This is a genomic window from Streptococcus oralis, assembly GCF_001588645.1.
Lineage (GTDB): Bacteria > Bacillota > Bacilli > Lactobacillales > Streptococcaceae > Streptococcus > Streptococcus oralis_AB.
Genome location: NZ_LAYF01000003.1, coordinates 410,255 through 436,045, shown reverse-complemented (window position 1 = coordinate 436,045; position 25,791 = coordinate 410,255). Strand labels below are relative to the sequence as shown.

Annotated in this window: 19 protein-coding genes and 2 pseudogenes; 17 read left to right on the top strand and 4 right to left on the bottom strand. The window is 40.1% G+C overall.

All coding sequences use genetic code 11. The annotated features are described in order from the left end of the window. Positions 1–10 precede the first annotated feature (10 nt). The 11 genes and pseudogenes from A0739_RS03680 to lacG form a co-directional block, all read left to right on the top strand. Positions 11–700: a sugar phosphate nucleotidyltransferase gene (locus A0739_RS03680; RefSeq protein WP_061587102.1), complete on the top strand. Its 690-nt coding sequence runs from the start codon at positions 11–13 to the stop codon at positions 698–700. A gap of 191 nt (positions 701–891) precedes the next feature. Then, positions 892–1,368 (top strand): PTS sugar transporter subunit IIA, encoded by a 477-nt coding sequence (locus tag A0739_RS03675; RefSeq protein WP_061587101.1) that lies wholly within the window; start codon positions 892–894, stop codon positions 1,366–1,368. Positions 1,369–1,405: 37 nt separating this feature from the next. Beyond that, complete coding sequence (locus A0739_RS03670; protein WP_061587100.1) at positions 1,406–1,711, top strand: PTS sugar transporter subunit IIB; 306 nt, start codon at positions 1,406–1,408, stop codon at positions 1,709–1,711. Between the two features lie 55 nt (positions 1,712–1,766). Beyond that, the gene (locus tag A0739_RS03665) at positions 1,767–3,242 is read left to right on the top strand and encodes a PTS galactitol transporter subunit IIC (RefSeq protein WP_033629830.1); all 1,476 of its coding nucleotides are present in this window, start codon (positions 1,767–1,769) and stop codon (positions 3,240–3,242) included. A 107-nt stretch (positions 3,243–3,349) separates the two neighbouring features. Further along, positions 3,350–4,246: an aldose 1-epimerase family protein gene (locus tag A0739_RS10090; protein ID WP_082243797.1), complete on the top strand. Its 897-nt coding sequence runs from the start codon at positions 3,350–3,352 to the stop codon at positions 4,244–4,246. A 286-nt stretch (positions 4,247–4,532) separates the two neighbouring features. Further along, a complete protein-coding gene (gene lacA, locus A0739_RS03655) occupies positions 4,533–4,958 on the top strand; it encodes a galactose-6-phosphate isomerase subunit LacA (RefSeq protein ID WP_000029277.1) in 426 nt (141 codons plus the stop codon). Between the two features lie 30 nt (positions 4,959–4,988). Beyond that, the gene (gene lacB, locus A0739_RS03650) at positions 4,989–5,504 is read left to right on the top strand and encodes a galactose-6-phosphate isomerase subunit LacB (protein WP_001216921.1); all 516 of its coding nucleotides are present in this window, start codon (positions 4,989–4,991) and stop codon (positions 5,502–5,504) included. A gap of 10 nt (positions 5,505–5,514) precedes the next feature. Further along, the gene (locus A0739_RS03645) at positions 5,515–6,444 is read left to right on the top strand and encodes a tagatose-6-phosphate kinase (protein WP_061587099.1); all 930 of its coding nucleotides are present in this window, start codon (positions 5,515–5,517) and stop codon (positions 6,442–6,444) included. Between the two features lies 1 nt (position 6,445). Next, entirely contained in the window at positions 6,446–7,426 is a 981-nt protein-coding gene (lacD, locus tag A0739_RS03640; RefSeq protein WP_061587098.1) for a tagatose-bisphosphate aldolase, read from the top strand. Between the two features lie 236 nt (positions 7,427–7,662). Continuing rightward, positions 7,663–7,773 (top strand): annotated as a pseudogene (locus A0739_RS10785) (CAT RNA binding domain-containing protein); the annotation flags it as partial. Between the two features lie 245 nt (positions 7,774–8,018). Beyond that, a pseudogene (gene lacG / locus A0739_RS03630) lies at positions 8,019–9,281 on the top strand (6-phospho-beta-galactosidase); the annotation flags it as partial. A gap of 39 nt (positions 9,282–9,320) precedes the next feature. On the opposite strand, the gene A0739_RS03625 reads toward lacG, so the two are convergent. The 4 genes from A0739_RS03625 to nrdH form a co-directional block, all read right to left on the bottom strand. After that, complete coding sequence (locus A0739_RS03625) at positions 9,321–10,088, bottom strand: DeoR/GlpR family DNA-binding transcription regulator (RefSeq protein WP_061587097.1); 768 nt, start codon at positions 10,086–10,088, stop codon at positions 9,321–9,323. 139 nt (positions 10,089–10,227) lie between these two features. Further along, positions 10,228–11,190, bottom strand: a complete 963-nt coding sequence (gene nrdF, locus A0739_RS03620; protein ID WP_000451378.1) for a class 1b ribonucleoside-diphosphate reductase subunit beta — start codon at positions 11,188–11,190, stop codon at positions 10,228–10,230. A gap of 194 nt (positions 11,191–11,384) precedes the next feature. Next, positions 11,385–13,544 carry a class 1b ribonucleoside-diphosphate reductase subunit alpha gene (gene nrdE, locus A0739_RS03615; protein ID WP_061587096.1) on the bottom strand — a complete coding sequence of 720 codons (2,160 nt, stop codon included), beginning with the start codon at positions 13,542–13,544 and terminating at the stop codon, positions 11,385–11,387. Between the two features lie 80 nt (positions 13,545–13,624). Next, on the bottom strand, positions 13,625–13,843 hold the full coding sequence (nrdH, locus tag A0739_RS03610; protein WP_000259240.1) for a glutaredoxin-like protein NrdH: 219 nt from the start codon (positions 13,841–13,843) through the stop codon (positions 13,625–13,627). Positions 13,844–14,205: 362 nt separating this feature from the next. On the opposite strand from nrdH, the gene A0739_RS03605 reads away from it, so the two are divergent. From A0739_RS03605 to A0739_RS03580, 6 genes are all read left to right on the top strand, one after another. Next, on the top strand, positions 14,206–14,469 hold the full coding sequence (locus A0739_RS03605; RefSeq protein WP_000146948.1) for a phosphocarrier protein HPr: 264 nt from the start codon (positions 14,206–14,208) through the stop codon (positions 14,467–14,469). 5 nt (positions 14,470–14,474) lie between these two features. Further along, positions 14,475–16,208: a phosphoenolpyruvate--protein phosphotransferase gene (ptsP, locus tag A0739_RS03600; protein WP_000138129.1), complete on the top strand. Its 1,734-nt coding sequence runs from the start codon at positions 14,475–14,477 to the stop codon at positions 16,206–16,208. A 246-nt stretch (positions 16,209–16,454) separates the two neighbouring features. Next, on the top strand, positions 16,455–18,914 hold the full coding sequence (locus A0739_RS03595) for a pneumococcal-type histidine triad protein (RefSeq protein WP_061587095.1): 2,460 nt from the start codon (positions 16,455–16,457) through the stop codon (positions 18,912–18,914). 162 nt (positions 18,915–19,076) lie between these two features. After that, positions 19,077–21,599: a pneumococcal-type histidine triad protein gene (locus tag A0739_RS03590; RefSeq protein WP_061587094.1), complete on the top strand. Its 2,523-nt coding sequence runs from the start codon at positions 19,077–19,079 to the stop codon at positions 21,597–21,599. A 195-nt stretch (positions 21,600–21,794) separates the two neighbouring features. Beyond that, complete coding sequence (locus tag A0739_RS03585) at positions 21,795–22,712, top strand: metal ABC transporter substrate-binding protein (RefSeq protein WP_061587093.1); 918 nt, start codon at positions 21,795–21,797, stop codon at positions 22,710–22,712. 13 nt (positions 22,713–22,725) lie between these two features. Beyond that, on the top strand, positions 22,726–25,773 hold the full coding sequence (locus A0739_RS03580; protein WP_061587092.1) for a pneumococcal-type histidine triad protein: 3,048 nt from the start codon (positions 22,726–22,728) through the stop codon (positions 25,771–25,773). The last annotated feature ends 18 nt before the right edge of the window (positions 25,774–25,791 follow it).

Here is a 25,791-nt window from a genome sequence, read left to right as displayed (position 1 = left end):
GGAGATTCGTGTGAAAGCGATTATTTTGGCAGCGGGCTTAGGAACTCGTCTACGCCCTATGACTGAAAATACCCCAAAAGCTTTGGTTAAGGTTAATCAAAAACCCTTGGTAGAATACCAAATCGAGTTTTTGAAAGAGAGAGGAATTGATGAGATTATCATCGTTGTCGGCTACCTCAAAGAACAATTTGACTACCTAAAAGAAAAATATGGTGTTCGTTTAGTCTTTAACGACAAGTATGCTGATTACAATAACTTTTACTCACTTTATCTAGTAAAAGAAGATTTGGCTAACAGCTACGTCATCGATGCAGATAACTATCTTTTCAAAAATATGTTTCGAAACGATCTTAAACGTTCTACCTATTTCAGTGTTTATCGTGAAGACTGTACAAACGAATGGTTCCTAGTTTATGGTGATGACTATAAGGTCCAAGATATCATTGTTGACAGTAAGGCTGGTCGTATTCTGAGCGGAGTTTCATTCTGGGATGCACCAACTGCTGAGAAGATTGTTGGCTTTATTGACAAAGCTTATGAAGGTGGTGAATTTGTTGATCTCTACTGGGACAACATGGTTAAGGATAATATCAAAGAATTGGATGTCTATGTCGAAGAATTAGAAGGTAATAGTATCTATGAAATCGATAGTGTCAAAGACTATCAAAAACTAGAAGAAATTTTATCTTCTATTAAGTAACCAATCAAAAAAAGAAGGCTCAGCCTTCTTTTTTTGTAGTTGAAATGGAGGGATGTTTGATATTGATTGTATTTATCAAACAAAACAAAATTTATAAAAAAAGGAACAAAATAAAACAAAAATCATTGACAACGATTTCATATAGTGTTATACTTATAGCATAAAAGTTAATTGAAAGAAGGGAAAATGTTATGGGATTAGATCATTTCTTTGACAAAGACCTCGTGTTTTGCTTAGAAGCGGATAATCAAGAACAACTCTTTGATCAGGTAGCAACCCTGTTAGAAGAACGAGAAATTGTAACTCCAACTTATCGTGAAGCCTTGATCACGCGTGAAAAGTCATTTCCGACTGGCTTGGATATGGAATTTCTGGGCAAGAATTTGCCAAATGTAGCAATTCCTCATACAGATATTGTTCATAATCTAGCTGAGAAAGTGGTTGTTGTTCGACTAGAAAAACCAGTAACTTTTCACAATATGATTGCTCCTGATAAGGAAGTAGCGGTATCCCTACTCTTCTTTATCATTAACAATTCAAGTTCGAGTCAAACCAATATTCTTGCTCAGTTGATGGACTTCTTTACAGGAAATGGTCACCTAGAAGATTTATCAAAAATTTCCGAACCAGAAAAACTTTATGCTTACATTGCTGAAGCAACCGCTTAATCTTGTCTATTAAAATATAAAATCGGAGGAAATCCAAATGATTAAAATTCTTGCTGCCTGCGGTGCAGGTGTTAACTCAAGTCACCAAATTAAAAGTGCTCTAGAAGAAGAACTTTCAAACCGTGGTTATGACGTTCACTGTGATGCAGTCATGGTGAAAGATGTAAACGAAGACCTTATCAAGGGCTACGATATCTTTACACCAATCGCTGCAACTGACCTTGGTTTTAAACCAGGTATTCCAGTAATTGAAGCTGGACCAATCTTGTTCCGTATTCCAGCAATGAGCGCTCCAGTATTTGACAATATTGAAGCAGCTATCAAAGAACATGGACTAAGCTAATTTATTCTTTATCTTGTTAACATTCATATAACTAAAAAAAACGGGAGGAACTATTATGGATGTCATTATCAATCTGGCCAACGATATCTTCAAACCTATCTTGGCTATGGGTGGCCCTATCATCATGCTGATCATTTTGACAGTATTGGCCCTACTCTTTGGAGTGAAATTCTCCAAAGCGCTTGAAGGTGGTATCAAGCTTGCTATCGCCCTTACTGGTATCGGTGCTATCATCGGTATGCTCAACGGAGCTTTCTCAGCATCACTTGCGAAATTCGTTGAAAATACTGGTATCCAATTGAACATCACCGACGTTGGTTGGGCACCACTTGCAACCATCACTTGGGGTTCTGCATGGACACTTTACTTCTTGCTTGTAATGTTGATTGTCAACATTGTGATGCTTGCAATGAAGAAAACAGATACACTTGACGTCGATATCTTCGATATCTGGCACTTGTCAATCACTGGTCTTTTGATTAAATGGTATGCAGACAACAACGGTGTAAGCCAAGGGGTTTCACTCTTCATCGCAACTGCAGCAGTTGTCCTTGTAGGTATTTTGAAAATCATCAACTCTGATTTGATGAAACCAACTTTCGACGACCTTCTTAATGCACCAAGTTCATCACCAATGACTTCAACTCACATGAACTACATGATGAACCCAGTTATCATGGTCTTGGATAAGATCTTTGATAAAGTATTGCCTGGTCTCGATAAATATGACTTTGACGCTGCAAAATTGAACAAAAAAATCGGTTTCTGGGGATCTAAATTCTTTATCGGTTTCATCCTTGGTATTGTTATTGGTTTGATGGGGACTCCACACCCAGTTGCTGGAGTAGAAGATGCATCTTCATGGGAACTTGTTATTAAAGGTTGGTTGTCTCTTGGTTTGACAGCCGGTGTAGCTTTGGAACTCTTCTCACTTATCGGATCATGGTTCATCGCAGCCGTAGAACCACTCTCACAAGGTATTACAAACGTTGCTACTAAACGTCTTCAAGGACGTAAATTCAACATCGGTCTTGACTGGCCATTCATCGCTGGTCGTGCTGAAATCTGGGCTTGTGCCAACGTACTTGCTCCAATCATGCTAGTAGAAGCTGTACTTCTTTCTAATGTCGGAAATGGTATCTTGCCACTTGCAGGTATCATCGCTATGGGTGTGACTCCAGCTCTCTTGGTTGTTACACGTGGTAAATTGCTCCGTATGATTATCTTCGGAACACTCTTGTTGCCTCTCTTCCTTCTTTCTGGTACTCTTATCGCACCATTTGCAACTGAACTTGCTAAAGGTGTAGGTGCCTTCCCAGAAGGTGTGAACCAATCTCAATTGATTACCCACTCAACTCTTGAAGGACCAATTGAAAAACTATTTGGTTGGGCAATCGGTAATGCTACAACAGGTGATATCAAAGCAATCCTTGGTGCAGCAGTCTTCCTTGTATTCTATGTAGGTATCTTTGCTTGGTATAGAAAACAAATGATCAAACGTAACGAAGAATACGCAGCAAATGCTAAATAATTCGCTCCTATAAAATGTAAATTGTGAAAACTAGGTTGTTAATTTCCTACATTGGGAGTGGCAACCTAGTTTTTTATATAAAAATCTAAAAATAGTTGGAGAACATTATGGTAATTGAAATCAAATCAGACCAGTTAACGGTCCAGTTTAAAACCTTAGGTGGCGCCTTGTCGTCGATCAAGGATCGAGAGGGCATTGAGTATCTGTGGCAAGGAGATGCCACTTACTGGAGTGGACAAGCCCCAGTACTTTTTCCAATCTGCGGCTCTTTAAGAGAGGATACAGCCTTCTACAGTCATGCAGATGGAACGGAGACGAAAGGAAACATTCCTCGTCATGGTTTGGTTCGTAAAAATGAATTTAAGTTAGTGGATCAAACAGAAAATAGCGTAACTTTTGCTATCGAAGATGATGAGAATACATATCAAAACTATCCTTATCATTTCCGCCTTGAAATCACTTATCTAGTGACTGGCAAGACTGTTCGAACTCAATACAAAGTTTTTAATAAAGAAACGAATAAAGTCATGCCATTCTTTATAGGAGGACATCCAGGATTTAATTGTCCTCTACTTGATGACGAAGTATATGAAGATTACTATTTAGAGTTTGAGAAAGAAGAGACTTGCTCTGTTCCCCGTCCTTTCCCAGAAACAGGAATGTTAGACTTCCAAGATAGAAGTCCATGGTTGGATTCACAAAAGGAAGTGGACCTCAGTTACGATCTGTTTAGTGTTGATGCAGTGACTTTGGATGAGTTGCAATCCAGAACAATTGCCCTTCGTTCTCGTAAGCATGAGAAGGGATTAAAAGTAAACTTCCAAGAGTTTTCAAATCTTATTATCTGGTCAACTTTGAATAAGGGACCTTTCATTGCGTTTGAACCTTGGTCTGGCTTGTCAACATCTCTTGAAGAAGGAGATCATTTAGAAGATAAGAAGAATGTTCGTCTCCTAGAACCTGGTCAAGTAGATCAGATTGGCTTTGATATTGAAATATTTTAGATAAAAAACTACAAAAACAAACATTTACTGTTGACTTTTTCTATAAATAGGAGTATATTATGTTTGTAAACAACAAATGATGTTTGTAACAAACAAACAATCACTTGTTATATTCTCTTTCGTGGAGAAGGATTATTTCTAGGAAATTGGTTTCCTGGACTTGGATAAGGTGTTATTCATCTCATTCAATCAAATTTGTCACTAAACTGCTAGAAAATCTTTTGTAGGTAAACTGCTAACTATAAAAGTTTTTACTAGCCTAGAAAAATAAAAAGGAGTAAACAATATGTCTATTGTTATCGGTGCAGATGCTGCAGGTTTGAGATTGAAAGAAGTTGTGAAAGACTTCTTGGAAAAAGAAAACTTCCACGTTGTGGATGTTACAGCTGAAGGTCAAGATTTTGTTGATGTGACTCTTGCTGTTGCTGCAGAAGTAAACAAAGAAGAACAAAATCTTGGTATCGTGATTGATGCTTATGGAGCTGGTCCATTTATGGTCGCAACTAAAATCAAAGGAATGGTTGCCGCAGAAGTATCTGACGAACGTTCAGCTTATATGACTCGTGGACACAACAACTCACGTATGATCACTATGGGTGCACAACTTGTTGGTGATGAATTGGCTAAAAATATTGCTAAAGGTTTTGTTAACGGTAAATACGACGGTGGCCGTCACCAAATTCGTGTTGATATGTTGAACAAAATGTGCTAATTAGATTACAGTAAGAAAGGTAAGTTAAAAATGAGAATTGCAATTGGATGTGACCACATCGTAACAGATGAAAAAATGGCGGTTTCAGAATTTTTGAAATCAAAAGGATATGAAGTCATCGACTTTGGTACCTATGACCACACACGTACTCACTACCCAATCTTTGGTAAAAAAGTTGGTGAAGCTGTAACTAGCGGTCAAGCTGATCTTGGGGTATGTATCTGTGGTACTGGTGTTGGTATCAACAACGCTGTCAACAAAGTCCCAGGAGTTCGTTCTGCCCTGGTTCGTGATATGACAACAGCTCTTTATGCAAAAGAACAATTGAACGCCAATGTTATTGGTTTTGGTGGTAAAATCACTGGTGAATTGCTCATGTGTGATATCATTGAAGCTTTTATCAATGCTGAATACAAACCATCAGAAGAAAACAAAAAATTGATTGCGAAAATTGAGCACGTTGAAACTCACAATGCTCATCAAGCAGATGCAAACTTCTTTACAGAATTCCTTGAAAAATGGGATCGCGGTGAATACCACGACTAAGAGGTGACGCATGATTTTAACAGTCACAATGAATCCATCCATTGATATTTCTTATCCTTTGGATGAATTGAAAATTGACACTGTCAACCGCGTGGTGGACGTGACCAAGACAGCTGGTGGTAAAGGCCTCAATGTTACACGAGTGCTTTCAGAATTTGGTGATTCTGTTGCTGCTACTGGTTTGGTCGGTGGTAAACTTGGTGAGTTTTTGGTTGAAAATATCGATAATCAAGTAAAGAAAGATTTCTTCTCAATTCAGGGAGAAACTCGTAACTGTATCGCTATTCTGCATGGAGACAATCAAACAGAAATCCTTGAAAAAGGGCCTGAAGTTCTTGAACAAGAAGGGCAAGATTTCTTGGATCATTTCGAAAATCTCCTTGACACTGTGGAAGTAGTTGCCATCTCAGGTAGTCTTCCAGCTGGTCTTCCAGTTGACTATTATGCAAACTTAGTGAAGCTTGCTAATAAAGCAGAGAAACCAGTTGTTCTAGACTGCTCAGGTGCGGCTCTTCAGGCTGTCCTTGAATCACCACACAAACCAACAGTTATTAAACCAAATAACGAAGAATTGTCTCAGCTTCTTGGGAAAGAAGTTTCTGAGGATTTGGATGAATTAAAAGAAGTTCTTCAAGAGCCTCTATTTGCAGGGATTGAGTGGATAATCGTTTCACTTGGAGCAAATGGTGCTTTTGCAAAACACGGTGATACTTTCTACAAGGTAGATATTCCAAGAATTCAGGTAGTCAATCCTGTCGGATCTGGAGATTCTACTGTTGCAGGTATTTCATCAGGTCTTCTTCATAAGGAATCGGATGCAGAACTCCTCATCAAGGCAAATGTCCTTGGTATGCTTAACGCTCAAGAAAAGATGACAGGTCATGTCAATATGGCCAACTATCAAGGTCTATACGACCAACTAATCGTAAAAGAGGTATAAAATGGTTTTAACAGAACAAAAACGTGCACGCTTAGAAAAACTTTCAGATGAAAACGGCATTATCTCAGCTCTTGCCTTTGACCAACGTGGCGCTTTGAAACGTCTCATGGCTCAATACCAAACAGAAGAACCAACAGTTGCTCAAATGGAAGAACTCAAAGTCTTGGTTGCAGATGAATTGACAAAATACGCATCCTCTATGCTTCTTGACCCTGAGTATGGTCTTCCAGCTACAAAAGCGCTTGATGCCAACGCCGGCCTTCTCCTTGCTTATGAGAAAACTGGCTACGACACAACTAGCACCAAACGCTTGCCTGACTGCTTGGATGTTTGGTCTGCCAAACGCATCAAGGAACAAGGTGCAGATGCTGTCAAATTCTTGCTTTACTACGATGTAGACAGCTCTGACGAACTCAACCAACAAAAACAAGCTTACATCGAACGCATTGGTTCAGAGTGTGTGGCGGAAGACATTCCATTCTTCCTTGAAATCCTTGCTTACGATGAAAAAATCGCTGATGCTGGCTCTGCAGAATACGCCAAAGTAAAACCACACAAGGTTATCGGTGCTATGAAGGTCTTCTCAGACCCACGCTTTAACATCGACGTTTTGAAAGTGGAAGTTCCAGTCAACGTCAAATACGTTGAAGGCTTTGGCGATGGTGAAATCGTTCATACTCGTGAGGAAGCAGCAGCCTTCTTCAAAGCACAAGATGAAGCGACTAACTTGCCGTATATCTACTTGAGTGCAGGTGTGTCAGCTAAACTCTTCCAAGAAACCCTTGTCTTTGCTCACGAATCAGGCGCAAACTTCAACGGCGTTCTTTGTGGCCGTGCAACCTGGGCAGGATCAGTTGAAGCCTACATCAAAGACGGTGAAGCAGCAGCTCGTGAATGGCTACGCACAACTGGATTTGAGAACATTGACGAACTCAACAAAGTTCTCCAAACCACAGCGACTTCATGGACTGAACGTGTATAAGTTTTCCCCCTAATCTTAGGAACATTGATCTAAATAAAAATTTTAAAAAAAGTTGAATGTAAAGGTTTACAAATAAACTTACTTATGCTATACTTAAATCACAAGTTAATACAAGGTGAGTGTTACTAAGTAATATTAGGCATGATCACAGGTGGATTAGAAATCAAAGGATTTTCTAGTTCATTTGTGGTCATTTTTTATACTCATATACCTTTAAGAGATAAAAGGAGGTTGCCATGTATCGAATTCTAAACCCAATGAATCACAATGTTTCGCTTGTCAGAAATGACAAAGGAGAAGAGGTGATTGTGATTGGTAAGGGGATTGCATTTGGGAAAAAGAAGGGGGATTTGATTGCTGAAGATCAAGTTGAGAAGATCTTTCGGATGAAGACAGAAGAGTCCAGGGAAAACTTTATGGCTCTGCTCAAAGATGTCCCGCTTGATTTTATCACAGTGACTTATGAAATCATTGATAAGCTATCAAAGAAATATCATTATCCGATTCAAGAGTATCTCTACGTAACCTTGACAGATCATATTTACTGCTCTTACCAAGCTCTAGCACAAGGAAGGTACAAGGATAGTAATCTGCCAGTGATTTCTATCACAAATACCCAGTTGACCTCAAACTTGCAGAAGAGTATGGTGTCAATGGTATCCGTATTTCAATCGCTTGGTCACGTATCTTTCCAACTGGTTATGGGAAGGTTAATGACAAGGGGGTTGAGTTCTATCATAATCTATTTGCAGAGTGCCACAAACGGCATGTTGAGCCCTTCGTAACTCTTCATCACTTTGATACGCCAGAAGCTCTACATTCAAATGGAGACTTCTTAAACCGTGAAAACATTGAACACTTTGTAGACTACGCGGCTTTCTGTTTTGAAGAATTCCCAGAAGTAAACTATTGGACAACCTTTAATGAAATTGGACCAATCGGTGATGGTCAATACTTGGTTGGGAAATTTCCTCCAGGTATCCAGTACGACCTTGCCAAAGTCTTCCAATCTCATCACAATATGATGGTGTCGCATGCGCGTGCAGTAAAACTTTTCAAGGATAAGGGATATAAGGGTGAAATTGGTGTGGTTCATGCACTGCCTACTAAGTATCCTCTGGATCCAGATAATCCAGCAGATGTTCGTGCAGCCGAGTTAGAAGATATCATTCACAATAAATTTATTTTGGATGCGACTTATCTAGGACGATACTCCGAAGAAACAATGGAAGGTGTCAACCATATCTTAGCAGTCAATGGTGGAAGTTTAGATCTGCGTGAAGAAGACTTCGCTGTGCTAGAAGCTGCAAAAGACCTGAATGACTTCCTTGGAATTAACTACTACATGAGTGATTGGATGCAAGCCTTTGATGGCGAAACAGAAATCATTCATAACGGTAAGGGTGAAAAAGGAAGCTCTAAGTATCAGATTAAGGGAGTTGGACGTCGAGTGGCGCCTGACTATGTCCCACGTACGGACTGGGACTGGATTATCTATCCTCAAGGTTTGTATGATCAAATCATGCGCGTGAAGAAAGATTACCCAAATTACAAGAAAATCTACATCACAGAGAATGGTCTCGGATACAAAGATGAGTTTGTGGATGGGACAGTCTACGATGATGGACGGATTGATTATGTTAAGAAACATATGGAAGTGATTGCAGATGCAATCTCTGATGGAGCCAATGTCAAAGGCTACTTTATCTGGTCTCTGATGGATGTCTTTTCTTGGTCAAATGGCTATGAAAAGCGCTATGGCCTCTTCTATGTTGATTTTGAAACCCAGGAGCGCTATCCAAAGAAATCGGCTCACTGGTACAAGAAACTAGCTGAGACACAACTTATTGATTAAAATTCAACAAAAATTCCCCGCCAAAAGGCAGGGGAATTTTTATGGTTTTGATAAAAGAATGGTTGTTTGTTTCGACAGGTCTTCAAATGTTTCTTGACTCAGTTTGGAATCTGAAACGATGGTATCAATTTCTGAAATATTGTAGAAATTGTAAAAATCAAACTTATTAAACTTGCTGTGGTCTGCCAGTAAGTATTTTTTATTGGCATTGTTCAAGGCGATTCGTTGTACCTCGCCCTCTTCTTCACTGAAAGTAGCAATTGCCTTATCCTTAATACCATTACAGCTAACAAATGTCTTAGAAAACTGAAGGTTTGTCAAATCCTGCAAGGTAAGTGTCCCTACAAAAGCACCAGTGATAGAGCGATAATTTCCGCCAATCAAGATCAAATCTGTTAATTTTCGTTCGTTTAGGATGAGAAAAACTGGAAGACTGTTTGTTACAACACGAATGTTATCGATAGGGAGCTCACGAGCAAAACATTCTAAGGTTGTTCCTGGCCCGATAAAAATGGTTTCACCTTCGTCAATCAAATGACCAGCAAAACGGCTAATTTCTTGTTTTTCAGCAATCTGCAAGCCTTGTTTTTCAACATTTGAGCGTTCGTTGTTTAAGAGAGAACCTGTACGAAGTTTTTCAGCGCCACCGTGCACACGAACCAGCAAATCCTTATCTGCCAATTCTTGTAAGTAGCGGCGAGCTGTCATATCTGACACATCAAGACTCTCCATAATCTCTTTTACAGTAATAGTGCCTTTTGTGTTTACTGCTTCTAGAATACTATCTAGTTTTTCTTGCTTTAGCATCCTTATCACCTCGATTTCTACTATTATTATCTTACCATAAAACGCTCAATCAATCAAATAGAAAAAAACAAAATAAAACAAAAACAAAAATACCATGGTTGTTTTAAACAAACCATGATATTTTGAATGATTGGTCAAATTAGTCTAAACCGTAGTTGTAATCCTCGTCTTGCATGGCTTCAACTTCACCAAGGAGGTAACCATTTCCGACTTGAGAGAAGAAGTCGTGATTAGAAGTTCCTGTTGAGATTCCGTTCATAACGATTGGGTTGACATCATCAGCTGAATCTGGGAAGAGTGGATCTTGTCCTAGGTTCATAAGAGCCTTATTGGCATTGTAACGAAGGAAAGTTTTAACTTCCTCAGTCCAGCCAACACCGTCATAGAGGCTTTCTGTATAGCCCTCTTCGTTCTCGTAGAGAGTGTAGAGCAGGTCGTACATCCATTCTTTGAGCTTTTCTTGCTCTTCTTCAGGCAATTCATTGAAACCAAGTTGGAATTTGTAACCAATGTAGGTTCCGTGAACAGACTCATCACGAATGATCAGTTTGATGATTTCCGCAACGTTAGCCAGTTTGTTGTTACCAAGATAGTAAAGCGGTGTAAAGAAACCAGAGTAGAAGAGGAAGGTTTCAAGGAAAACGCTGGCAACTTTCTTTTCAAGGGGGCTACCATTGAGGTAGATTTCATTGATAATTTCTGCTTTTCTTTGTAGGTAGGGGTTAGTGTTGGTCCATTCAAAGATTTCTTCGATTTCAGCCTTGGTATTCAAGGTTGAAAAGATAGAAGAGTAAGATTTTGCGTGGACAGATTCCATAAACTGGATGTTGTTGAAAACAGCTTCCTCATGCGGTGTACGGATGTCTGAGCGAAGCGCCTGAACCCCTGTTTCAGATTGCATGGTATCCAAAAGGGTCAAACCACCAAAGACTTTTCCAACTAAGTCTTTTTCTTTGTTTGATAGTTTTCTCCAGTCGTCTAGGTCATTTGACAAGGGGATACGCGTATCGAGCCAGAATTGCTCCGTCAATTTTTCCCAAGTTGATTTGTCGATGACATCTTCGATGGCATTCCAGTTAATGGCTTTGTAGTAAGTTTCCATTTGAAATCTCTTTCTGTATGTAATAATGCGATTGTCGAATCCTCTCTATTTTATCATAGTCTGAGAAGAGTATCGCACAAAAAGTCGGAAGACCGACTTTTTAGTTTTTCATAGTATTTAAGATACTTATCAAATTTTGTCTGGCGGGTAACTTAATCAGTAGTCTGAGAAAATGTGGTTGCCTCAGATAAAAATTAAATCACACAGCTTTCACATTGGTTAGCACCGACTTCTCCACCGTCGTCTGTAAAGGTACGGACGTAGTAGATAGACTTGATACCCTTGTTAAAGGCATAGTTACGAAGGATAGACAAGTCACGTGTCGTTTGTTTGTTTTCTTTCTTCCATTCGTAAAGACCTTTTGGAATGTCACTACGCATGAAGAGAGTGAGTGAAAGTCCTTGATCCACGTGCTCAGTCGCAGCAGCGTAAACATCAATCACCTTACGCATATCCATGTCATAAGCAGAAGTGTAGTAAGGGATGGTATCTGTTGACAAACCTGCAGCAGGGTAGTAGATCTTACCGATTTTCTTCTCTTGACGTTCTTCGATACGTTGTGTAATCGGGTGGATAGAAGCAGAAACGTCGTTGATGTAGCTGATAGAACCATTTGGTGCAACAGCTAGACGGTTTTGGTGATAAAGACCATCTTCTTGAACCTTTTCGCGAAGTTCAGCCCAATCAGCAGCACTTGGAATAAAGACGTCTTTGAAGAGTTCTTTAACACGGTCTGATTTTGGAACAAACTCGCCTGTCACATACTTGTCGAAGTAGCTTCCGTTAGCATAGTCTGATTTTTCAAAGTTGTGGAAGGTGATGCCACGTTCGCGCGCGATATTGTTTGACTCAACCAAGGTCCAGTAGTTCATAAGCATAAAGTAGATGCTTGTAAATTCAATTGACTCAGGTGATCCGTACTCAATCAGTTGTTGGGCAAGGTAGCTATGAAGCCCCATGGCACCAAGACCAAAGGTGTGGGCCAAGCTATTTCCGTGGTCGATAGTAGGTACGGCTACGATGTGTGAACTATCTGTAACGAATGTCAAAGCACGAACCATAGCACGGATAGAACGACCAAAGTCAGGTGAAGTCATCATGTTGACCACGTTGGTTGAACCAAGGTTACATGAAACGTCCGTTCCCATTTGAAGGAATTCTTGAGCATCGTTGATCAAGCTTGGTTCTTGAACTTGAAGAATCTCAGAACACAAGTTACTCATGATAATCTTTCCATCAACAGGATTTGCACGGTTAGCTGTATCAATGTTGACGACATAAGGATAGCCAGACTCTTGTTGCAATTTAGAAATCTCAGTTTCCAAATCACGCGCCTTGATTTTTGTCTTGCGGATATTTGGATTTGCTACTAATTCATCATATTTTTCAGTGATGTCGATATAGTTGAATGGCACACCGTACTCAAGCTCTACAGAGTAAGGGCTAAAGAGATACATTTCTTCATTTTTACGCGCCAATTCGTAGAATTTATCTGGGACCACAACTCCAAGTGAGAGGGTCTTAACACGAACTTTTTCATCGGCATTTTCTTTCTTAGTGGAAAGGAAAGCGATGATATCTGGGTGAAAGACGTTGAGGTAGACAACTCCAGCACCTTGACGTTGTCCAAGTTGGTTTGAGTAAGAGAAGCTGTCTTCAAAAAGCTTCATAACTGGTACGACACCAGAGGCTGCTCCTTCATAACCTTTGATAGGAGCTCCAGCTTCACGAAGGTTGCTGAGGGAAATTCCCACACCACCACCGATACGTGAAAGTTGGAGAGCTGAGTTGATAGAACGGCCGATAGAGTTCATATCATCGGTTACTTGAATCAAGAAGCAAGATACCAACTCCCCACGACGAGCACGACCAGCATTCAAGAAGGAAGGAGTAGCAGGTTGGTAGCGTTGGTGGATGATTTCATTGGCAATATCAGTCGCAATCGCTTCATCCCCGTCAGCAAAGTAAAGTGCATTAAAGAAGACACGGTCTTCCATGCTTTCAAGATAGTATTCCCCATCGTTAGTCTTCAAGGCATATTGATTATAAAACTTATAGGCAGCCATGAATGATTTGAATTGGAAGTTTTGGTCCTTGATAAATTGATGCAATTCTTCCAAAAACTCTGGACGGTACTTCTTTAGAAATGCAGTTTCGATGTAGTTGTGTTCAATGAGGTAGTTGATTTTATCAGTGATTGAATCAAAAACTATGGTATTTGGAACTACATTTTCTTTAAAGAAAGCATCCAAGGCTTCCTTATCTTTATGAAGCATGATTTGTCCATTGACAGGACGGTTGATTTCGTTATTGAGACGGAAGTAAGTTACGTCCTCAAGATGTTTTAATCCCATAAAATTTCCTTTATCTAATTACAAAAGAAAGGCCTCTAAGTTAGCCCTAGAAGCAATCTCTTCTGGATGATGTACTAAGATTATGCTAATTGTTTCAGTTTTCCTGGTTGAAAGCCTGAAAAGACTTCAGTTGGTGTTTGGATAACAGGAGCAGCGCTGAAACCGAGCTCTTTAACTTGATCGATGTACTCTGGTTGCTCGTCGAGATTGATCTCACGATAAGCGACATTGTTGCTGTCCAAGAAACGCTTGGTCATCTTACATTGGACACAGTTGTTTTTAGAATAAACGGTTACCATTTTCGTAACTCCTCTTTCAAAATTGATTACTTTCTTAGTATATCAGAAAAAAAAACTTTGTCAAACTTTTTAAACTAAATCTTGTGCTAAAAAGTTACAGTTTCAAAAACAAAGCACAAGATATAGTGTTTTGTCAGAGTGTAAAATTGGGTTTTCATTGAACTATCAAAGTTTATCAAAACAAAAAAACTATATACTGTATATTGGTAAGATAAATAGAAGATTTTCAGCAAGTTATCTGAAAGGAAATAGAAGAAAGTCCATAAAACACTTGAAAAATAATCTAGAAGGTGATATAATACAGTCTTGTAAGGGTTATCACATATAATCCAAAAAAGAAATAACTAAAGGAGAGTCAAACTATGGCTTCTAAAGATTTCCACGTAGTGGCAGAAACAGGTATTCACGCACGTCCAGCAACATTGTTGGTTCAAACAGCTAGCAAATTTGCTTCAGATATCACTCTTGAATACAAAGGTAAATCAGTAAACCTTAAATCTATCATGGGTGTTATGAGTCTTGGTGTTGGCCAAGGTGCTGACGTTACAATTTCAGCTGAAGGTGCAGATGCTGACGACGCAATCGCTGCTATCACTGAAACTATGGAAAAAGAAGGATTGGCATAAGGAAAATGACAGAAATGCTTAAAGGAATCGCAGCATCTGATGGTGTTGCAGTTGCAAAAGCATATCTACTCGTTCAACCGGATTTGTCATTTGAGACTATTACAGTCGAAGATACAAACGCAGAAGAAGCTCGCCTTGATGCCGCTCTACAGGCATCACAAGACGAGCTTTCTGTTATTCGCGAGAAAGCAGTAGGTACGCTCGGTGAAGAAGCTGCTCAAGTTTTTGACGCTCACTTAATGGTTCTTGCTGACCCAGAAATGATCAGCCAAATCAAGGAAACAATCCGTGCGAAGAAAGTGAATGCAGAAGCAGGTCTGAAAGAAGTAACAGACATGTTTATCACTATCTTTGAAGGCATGGAAGACAACCCATACATGCAAGAACGCGCAGCGGATATCCGCGACGTGACAAAACGTGTATTGGCTAACCTCCTTGGTAAAAAGTTGCCAAACCCAGCTTCTATCAATGAAGAAGTGATTGTGATTGCGCATGACTTGACTCCTTCAGATACAGCTCAATTGGACAAAAACTTTGTAAAAGCTTTTGTAACCAACATTGGTGGACGTACAAGCCACTCAGCTATCATGGCACGTACACTTGAAATTGCTGCTGTATTGGGTACAAACAACATCACTGAAATCGTTAAAGACGGTGACATCCTTGCCGTTAATGGTATCACAGGTGAAGTTATCATCAACCCAACTGATGAGCAAGCGGCTGAATTCAAGGCTGCTGGTGAAGCTTATGCGAAACAAAAAGCTGAATGGGCTCTCTTGAAAGATGCTAAAACAGTAACTGCTGATGGCAAACACTTTGAATTGGCTGCCAACATCGGTACTCCAAAAGACGTTGAAGGTGTCAATGACAACGGTGCAGAAGCTGTTGGTCTTTACCGTACTGAGTTCTTGTACATGGATTCTCAAGACTTCCCAACAGAAGACGAGCAATACGAAGCTTACAAGGCTGTACTTGAAGGAATGAACGGTAAACCTGTTGTCGTTCGTACAATGGATATCGGTGGAGATAAGGAGCTTCCTTACTTCGATATGCCTCACGAAATGAACCCATTCCTTGGATTCCGTGCCCTTCGTATCTCTATCTCTGAGACTGGAGATGCTATGTTCCGCACACAAATCCGTGCCCTTCTTCGTGCGTCTGTTCACGGTCAATTGCGTATCATGTTCCCAATGGTTGCGCTCTTGAAAGAATTCCGTGCAGCGAAAGCAGTCTTTGACGAAGAAAAAGCAAATCTTCTTGCTGAAGGTGTTGCAGTTGCGGATAATATCCAAGTTGGTATCATGATCGAGATTCCTGCAGCAGCAATGCTTGCAGACCAATTTGCTAAAGAAGTTGACTTCTTCTCAATTGGTACAAACGACTTGATTCAATACACAATGGCAGCAGACCGTATGAACGAACAAGTTTCATACCTTTACCAACCATACAACCCATCAATCCTTCGTTTGATTAACAACGTTATCAAAGCAGCTCACGCTGAAGGAAAATGGGCTGGTATGTGTGGTGAGATGGCTGGTGACCAACAGGCTGTTCCACTTCTTGTCGGAATGGGATTGGATGAGTTCTCTATGTCAGCAACATCTGTACTTCGTACGCGTAGCTTGATGAAGAAATTGGATACAGCTAAGATGGAAGAGTACGCAAACCGTGCCCTTACAGAATGCTCAACAATGGAAGAAGTTCTTGAACTTCAAAAAGAATACGTTAATTTTGATTAATCGAAAAGTCCTTGCAACTCAGTTGCAGGGACTTTTTTAAAGAATTTTCAAGAAAATCTTTTTTATATAAAGTCCATTTTAGAGAAAGTAGCGGTGAAGAATTAAAAAATACTTAACTGGTTCATAAAATTCTTGACAAGTTGCAAATTTAGGAGTAAACTATTAACCAGTTAATTAATAGAGAGGAGTTTCTGCAATTTAGAAATGAATTGCAAATAGAAATATTAAAAAAGAAAGAGAGTTTCGATGAAAATTAATAAAAAATACCTAGCTGGTTCTGCGGCAGCTTTAATTTTAAGTGTTTGCTCTTACGAGTTGGGACTGTATCAAGCCAGAACGGTCAAGGAAAATAATCGTGTTTCATATATAGATGGTAAACAACCAAGCCAAAAGGCAGAGAATTTGACACCTGATGAAGTCAGCAAAAAAGAAGGCATTAACGCGGAGCAAATCGTCATCAAGATAACAGACCAGGGCTATGTCACTTCGCATGGCGACCACTATCATTACTATAATGGCAAAGTCCCTTATGATGCTATCATCAGTGAAGAGTTGCTGATGAAGGTTCCAAACTACCAGCTCAAGGACGAGGATATTATCAGTGAAATCAAGGGTGGTTATGTGATCAAGGTAGATGGAAAATACTATGTTTACCTTAAGGATTCAACCCATGCGGATAATGTCCGTACAAAAGAAGAAATCAATCGGCAAAAACAAGAGCATAGTCAGCATCGTGAAGGAGGAACTTCAGAAAACGATGGTGCGGTAGCCTTGGCGCGTTCACAGGGACGCTACACCACAGATGATGGTTACATCTTTAATGCCTCTGATATCATAGAAGATACAGGTGATGCCTATATCGTTCCTCATGGAAATCACTTCCACTATATTCCTAAGAGTGACTTATCTGCCAGCGAATTGGCAGCCGCAGAAGCCTTCCTATCTGGTAGAAGTGGCCAATCAAATACGCCTACTTATCGCCGCACCAATAACAACAGTGCTAGCAGCGATGTAGATAGATGGGTCCCATCCTATAATAATCAAGGCAACAGCTATACGAACACGAACACAGCTAACAACAGTAGCTACGATAACCAAGCAAGTCAGAGTGATGAGGATATTGATAGCCTTCTGAAACAGCTTTACGCCTTGCCACTCAGCCAACGACACGTAGAATCTGATGGCCTTGTCTTTGACCCAGCACAGATTACAAGAAAAACTGCGAATGGTGTTGCAGTGCCACACGGAGATCATTATCACTTCATCCCTTATTCACAGATGTCTGAATTGGAAGAACGAATCGCTCGCGTCATCCCACTTCGCTATCGTTCGAACCATAGGGTGCCGGATTCAAGACCAGAACAACCAAGTCCACAACCGACTCCGGAACCTAGTCCAAGCCCGCAACCTGCACCAAATCTTAAAATAGACTCAAATTCTTCTTTGGTTAGTCAGCTGGTACGAAAAGTTGGGGAAGGATATGTATTCGAAGAAAAGGGCATCTCTCGTTATGTCTTTGCGAAAGATTTACCATCTGAAACTGTTAAAAATCTTGAAAGCAAGTTATCAAAACAAGAGAGTGTTTCACACACTTTAACTGCTAAAAAAGAAAATGTTGCTCCTCGTGACCAAGAATTTTATGATAAAGTATATAATCTGTTGACTGAGGCTCATAAAGCCTTGTCTGAAAACAAGGGTCGTACTTCTGATTTCCAAGCTTTAGACAAATTAGCAGAACGCTTGAATGATGAATCTTCTAATAAAGGAAAATTAGTAGATGATTTATTGGCATTCCTAGCACCAATTACCCATCCAGAGCGACTTGGCAAGCCAAATTCTCAGATTGAGTATACTGAAGACGAAGTTCGTATTGCTCAATTAGCTGATAAGTATACAACGTCAGATGGTTACATTTTTGACGAACGTGATATAATCAGTGATGAAGGAGATGCATATGTAACGCCTCATATGGGCCATAGTCACTGGATTGGAAAAGACAGCCTTTCTGATAAGGAAAAAGTTGCAGCTCAAGCCTATACTAAAGAAAAAGGTATCCTACCTCCATCTCCAGACGCAGATGTTCAAGCAAATCCAACTGGAGATAGTGCAGCAGCTATTTACAATCGTGTGAAAGGGGAAAAACGAATTCCACTCGTTCGACTTCCATATATGGTTGAGCATACAGTTGAGGTTAAAAACGGTAATTTGATTATTCCTCATAAGGATCATTACCATAACATTAAATTTGCTTGGTTTGATGATCACACATACAAAGCTCCAAATGGCTATACCTTGGAAGATTTGTTTGCGACGATTAAGTACTACGTAGAACACCCTGACGAACGTCCACATTCTAATGATGGATGGGGCAATGCCAGTGAGCATGTGTTAGGCAAGAAAGACCACAGTGAAGATCCAAATAAGAACTTCAAAGCGGATGAAGAGCCAGTAGAGGAAACACCTGCTGAGCCAGAAGTCCCTCAAGTAGAGACTGAAAAAGTAGAAGCCAAACTCAAAGAAGCAGAAGTTTTGCTTGCGAAAGTAACGGATTCTAGTCTGAAAGCCAATGCAACAGAAACTCTAGCTGGTTTACGAAATAATTTGATTCTTCAAACTATGGATAATAATGGTATCATGGCAGAAGCAGAAAAATTACTTGCGTTGTTGAAAGAAAGTAATCCTTCATCTGTAAGTAAGGAAAAATAAACTAATGAAAAATGAAAGTCTCGATAAAGAGGCTTTCATTTTTATTATGTGGATATGTAAAATTCTTGACAATCGATATTAAAAAGAGTAAACTATTAACTAGTTAATTAACCGGTTTATTATTTTATAGTGAATCAAATATACTTAAGAAAAGAGGAAAGAATGAGAATCAATAAAAAATATCTAGCTGGGTCAGTAGCTACACTTGTTTTAAGTGTCTGTGCTTATGAACTAGGTTTGCATCAAGCTCAAACTGTAAAAGAAAATAATCGTGTTTCCTATATAGATGGAAAACAAGCGACGCAAAAAACGGAGAATTTGACCCCTGATGAGGTTAGCAAGCGTGAAGGAATCAATGCGGAGCAAATCGTCATCAAGATAACAGACCAAGGCTATGTCACTTCACATGGCGACCACTATCATTATTACAATGGGAAGGTTCCTTATGATGCGATTTTTAGTGAAGAATTACTCATGAAGGATCCAAACTATAAGCTAAAAGATGAGGATATTGTCAATGAGGTTAAGGGTGGTTATGTTATCAAGGTAGATGGAAAATACTATGTCTACCTTAAGGATGCTGCCCATGCGGATAATGTTCGTACGAAAGCGGAAATCAATCGACAAAAACAAGAGCATAGTCAACATCGTGAAGGTGGGAACTCAAGAAACGATGGTGCTGTAGCCTTGGCACGTTCGCAAGGACGCTATACTACAGATGATGGTTATATCTTTAATGCTTCTGATATCATAGAGGATACTGGTGATGCTTATATCGTTCCTCATGGCGATCATTACCATTACATTCCTAAGAATGAGTTATCAGCTAGCGAGTTAGCTGCTGCAGAAGCCTTCCTATCTGGTCGGGGAAATCTGTCAAATTCAAGAACCTATCGCCGACAAAATAGCGATAACACTCCAAGAACAAACTGGGTGCCTTCTGTAAGCAATCCAGGAACTACCAATACTAACACAAGCAACAACAGCAATACTGACAGTCAAGGAAGTCAAAGTGATGACATTGATAGTCTTTTGAAACAGCTCTACAAACTGCCTTTGAGCCAACGACACGTAGAATCTGATGGCCTTATTTTTGACCCAGCACAAATTACAAGTCGAACCGCCAGAGGTGTAGCTGTCCCTCATGGTAACCATTACCACTTTATTCCTTATGAACAAATGTCTGAATTGGAAGAACGAATTGCTCGCATCATCCCGCTTCGCTATCGTTCAAACCATTGGGTAGCAGATTCAAGACCAGAACAACCAAGTCCACAACCGACTCCGGAACCTAGTCCAAGTCCGCAGCCTGCACCAAATCCTCAACCAGCTCCAAACAATCCAATTGATGAAAAATTGGTTAAACAGGCAATTCGAAAAGTAGCTGATGGCTATGTATTTGAGGAGAATGGAATCTCACGTTATACTCCTGCCAAGGAACTTTCAGTTGAAACTGCTGCAGCCATTGATAGAAAACTAGCCAAGCAAGAAAGTTTAGCTCATAAGCTAGGAGCTAAGAAAACCAATCTCCCATCAAGTAATCGAGGATTTTACAATAAGGCTTATGATTTACTAGCAAGAGTTCATCAAGACTTACTTGATAATAAAGGACGCCAAGCTGATTTTGAGGCTTTGGATAAACTCTTGGAACGACTCAATGATGCTTCAAGTGATAAAGTCAAGTTAGTTGATGATATCCTAGCCTTTCTAGCACCGATTCGTCATCCAGAACGTCTAGGAAAACCAAATGCGCAAATAGCTTATACAGATGATGAGATTCAAGTAGCCAAGTTGGCAGGTAAGTATACAACAGAAGACGGTTATATCTTTGATCTTCGTGATATCACAAGTGATGAGGGGGATGCCTATGTAACTCCTCATATGACCCACAGTCATTGGATTAAGAAAGATAGTTTGTCTGAAGCTGAAAGAGCGGCAGCCCAGGCTTATGCTAAAGAGAAAGGTTTAACGCCTCCTTCGACAGACCATCAGAATTCAGGAAATACTGAGGCTAAGGGAGCAGAAGCTATCTACAACCGCGTGAAAGCAGCTAAGAAGGTGCCGCTTGATCGTATGCCTTACAATCTTCAACATACTGTGGAAGTCAAAAACGGAAGCTTGATTATTCCTCATTATGACCATTACCATAACATCAAATTTGAGTGGTTTGACGAAGGTCTTTATGAGGCTCCTAAGGGGTATACTTTAGAGGATCTCTTTGCGACTGTGAAGTACTATGTCGAACATCCAAACGAACGTCCGCATTCAGATAGTGGTTGGGGAAATGCAAGTGACCATGTTCAAAGAAACCAAAATGGTCAAGCTGATAACAATCATACGGAAAAACCATCAGTAGAGAAACCTCGTACAGAAAAACCTCGCGAAGAAAAACCTCGCGAAGAAAAACCTCGCGAAGAGAAACCAGAGTCTCCAAAACCAACTGAGGAGCCAGAAGACGAATCGCCAGAGGAATCAGAAGATCCTCAGGTTGAAACTGAAAAGGTTGAAGCGAAGTTGAGAGAGGCTGAAGAGCTACTTGGAAAAATCCAAGACCCCATTATCAAGTCCAATGCCAAAGAAACTCTCACTGGCTTAAAAAATAACCTGCTATTTGGTGCTCAGGATAACAATACCATTATGGCTGATGCTGAAAAGTTGTTGGCTTTATTAAAGGAGAGCAAGTAAAGGTAGAAGCATTTTCTAGATCCTAAAAACAGGATAGGAGAACTAGAAAAGTTAAAATCGAAAATGAGAATAGAATGTAAGTTCTAATTCTCATTTTTTTCATGAAAATATGTAAAATATCTTGACATATAGTGTAAATAAAGATAAACTATTTACTAGTTAATTAAATGGTTAAATACTAGTTAAGGAGTAATGATGAAAAAAAGAACATTTCTATTATTAGTGGCAAGTCTGCTGGTTCTTGTCTTAGGAGCATGTAGCCAAAAAGAAAAACAAGAAGCAAAAGGGATGAAGATTGTAACAAGTTTTTACCCTATCTATGCCATGGTCAAAGAGGTATCAGGGGACTTGAATGATGTACGGATGATTCAGTCAAGTAGTGGGATTCACTCCTTTGAACCGTCAGCAAATGACATTGCTGCTATCTATGACGCGGATGTCTTTGTCTACCACTCTCATACGCTCGAATCTTGGGCGGGAAGTTTGGATCCAAACTTGAAAAACTCAAAAGTTAAGGTTTTAGAAGCTTCTGAAGGAATGACGTTGGAGCGTGTACCAGGTTTGGAAGATGTTGAAGCTGGTGACGGCATCGATGAAAAAACACTCTACGACCCTCACACTTGGTTAGATCCAGAAAAAGCAGGTGAAGAAGCTCAGATTATCGCTGACAAACTTTCGGAACTTGATAGTGCTAATAAGGAAACGTATCAAAAGAATGCTAAAAACTTTATTTCTAAAGCCCAAGAATTGACTAAGAAGTACCAGCCTATTTTTGAAAAAGCGAGTCAAAAGACCTTTGTTACACAACACACAGCCTTTTCTTATCTCGCTAAACGTTTTGGTTTGAAACAACTTGGTATAGCAGGAATTTCCCCTGAACAAGAGCCAAGTCCGAGACAACTAACAGAAATTCAGGAATTCGTTAAGACCTATAAGGTTAAAACCATCTTTACTGAGAGCAATGCTTCTTCTAAAGTCGCTGAGACCTTGGTCAAATCAACAGGAGTTAGCCTAAAGACACTCAATCCTTTAGAAGCAGATCCTGAAAATGACAAAACTTACTTAGAAAATCTAGAAGAAAACATGAATGTTCTTGCAGAAGAATTAAAATGAGGAGATGATAAAAATGAAGAAGAAATACCTTGCAGCAGGATCGGCTCTTGTCCTTTCCCTAAGCCTTTGCATCTATGCATTGAACCAACACCAGGTAGAAGGAAACAAAGATAATAACCGTGTGTCTTATGTCGACGGGAAGCAAGATTCTCAAAAAACAGAGACCCAGACACCAGATCAAGTTAACAAAAAAGAAGATATTCAGGCTGAACAAATTGTCGTGAAAATCACCGATCAAGGTTATGTGACTTCGCATGGTGATCACTTCCATTATTACAATGGTAAAGTTCCTTTTGACGCGATTTTCAGCGAAGAACTGTTGATGAAAGATGCCAATTATCAACTGAAAGACGCTGATATTGTCAACGAAATCAAAGGTGGCTACATTATCAAGGTTGATGGTAAGTATTATGTCTACCTTAAAGATGCGGCTCATGCTGATAATATTCGTACGAAGGAGGAAATTGAGCGCCAAAAACAAGGTCATACTCATGATGCACCAACTTCTAACAGTGCAGTGGCGCTTGCTCAATCTCAAGGTCGTTATACTACAGATGATGGCTACATCTTTAATCCATCTGATATTATAGAGGATACTGGTGATGCTTATATCGTACCTCACGGTGGACATTACCACTATATTCCAAAGAGCTCCTTGTCTGCTAGCGAATTGGCTGCTGCCCAAGCCTACCTCTCTGGAACTAGAAATCAGCCGAGTGTGACTAACTATCGTCCGACTCCAAACGCAACTAGTCAAACTACCAACCCAAGTCAACAGGCTGAAACACCAAGTAATCAAGCTGAGAGTCTTCAGAGTCTATTACAACAGCTCTATGCTCTTCCAAGTAGTCAACGTTATGCTGAATCAGATGGCTTGATTTTTGACCCTGCTAAGATTTCAAGTAGAACACCGAGTGGCGTGGCGATTCCACACGGAAATCACTATCATTTCATCCCATATACAAAGCTTTCTGCCTTGGAAGAAAAGATTGCGCGTATGATTCCTCTATCTAGCGACAGTGGGAAGCCAACACCTTTGGAAAACCCAAGTAAACCAGCAGAACATCCAGCTCAACAAGATCATCATCATGACCAAGACGGTAACCATGGAAGTCTGGATACCAACCATGAAGACCATGACCACGATGGAGAGGAGCATGACCACCATCACGGTGAAGAACATGATCATGGTTTTGCAACAGACCGCGTCATTAGTGAGGATGAGCAAGGCTTTGTAGTTTCTCATGGAGATCACGCTCATTATTTCTTTAAGAAAGACTTGACTGCAGCCCAAATCAAAGCTGCACAAGATCACTTGAAAGAAAATCATCAGTCTCAGCACGTTCAACCACTTGCCAAGACTGTGGAAAGTTTCTCAAGAGATGCTAGCGATGAAGAAAAAATCAAGTATATCTCACAGACCTACGGAGTACCGCTCGAAGCGATTCGCATTTCAAATGGATTCTTTGTCTTTGGAAATCCGGATCAAGCCTATGATCCAACCCATATCCATCCCTATGCTGTTCGAAAAGAACATGTTCGTATTCCTCTCCAAACTGGGAATCCAGAACTGGATTTCCTAAATGAACTGTATACGACTGCACTACGTGATGGGGTGTCTCCTTATAGTTTGCAAGTAGAAAATGGTAGTTTTGTGATTCCTCACGGAGACCACAATCACTACATCAAGGTTCAAACCAAGGGCTATGAAGTAGCTTTGAAAAATAAGATTCCGGCCCTACAATCGACCTATCAACCTGGAGCATTTGATGAACAAACAGTTCTATCTAAGGTGGATCAACTTTTAGCAGATAGCAGAAGTCTCTACAAAGACCAGCCAATCATGCAGAGACGGGTTGAACTTGCTTTGGGGCAGTTCACCGAAAATATGAAAAAATTGGCAACAAACTCAACTGCTGGATACCTAGCAGCCTTGGATCTCTTTGATAAACAGTATATCCATGTGGATCAAAGTGTAGCACCGGTTGAAACTTCACCTTTAGATAAGAAGTACCAAGCTCTAGTAGATAAGATCAATACATTGGATACAGATACTTATGGCTTGCCTAAGAAAGATCTTTTGATACATTTGCAGGAAGCAAAACTAGCACAAGATGAGACAGAGTTGGCTGCCATTGAAGCAAAACTTCAGGCCTTGCAAGATTTCCGAGATCGGACAGGGGTTACAACAGTAGAGTACATCAAGTATTTCTATGAACATGTGTCTGATGGTCGTTTGAGAGAAGAACTTCGGAACCGTGTTGCCAAGTTGACTTGGGAACTTTACCAGTCACAATCTTTCCTCAAAGCAACCGACTTGAACAAGTTATTCCCAACTATTTACCAAACTAAGCTAGAAGTAGAAGAAACTCTCAAAGAAGAACCCGTATCTACAAAAGCTGGTAAGACTATTCTAGATACGGAAAAAGTAGATAGTCAAACTGCTAAGACAGCCATCTATGAATTCCTAAAAGAGCTCTACGGTGATTTTATGCCAGAAGAGCGGGTTAGCCATGTTAAGAAGGAAGAAGTGGATGCTCTCCTAACTAAAGCTGCCCAACTCCTAGCACGTGTCAAAGAAGATGGTGTCAAACAATCCCTAGCTGAAGAAGCAGCTAATATCAAAGCGGCTACTGAAAAGGAAAATGCAGACCTTGACGAAGCTAAAACACAACTTGAGGATCTCTTGAATCGTATTGCAGCGACTATCCAACGAGAGAAAAAAGAAGCGGAACAAGATCCACAAACGGTGATCATCTACCAAAAACTCTATAATGTCTTGCTCTCTCTTCACAAGTACTTAGAGGATAACAAAGGATCCGATGCTGACTTTGAACGTGTTGATGCCCTATTTGATCAACTTGCAGCCAAAAGCAGTGATAAAGAAGGTCTCCTCACTCTAGCTAAAGAAATCATTAGCTTGAACCAGGAACTCCGTTCAAAAGCAAGTAAAACTGATAGCCAATCTAAGTCTGAGAAAGACAGTGAAACAGCTGCTTCTAAACCAACAGAAAAGCAAGCGCAAAGTGAGTCTGAGACAAGTGCTCAACCAAATGAATAAAAAGAAAGGCGAAGTAGC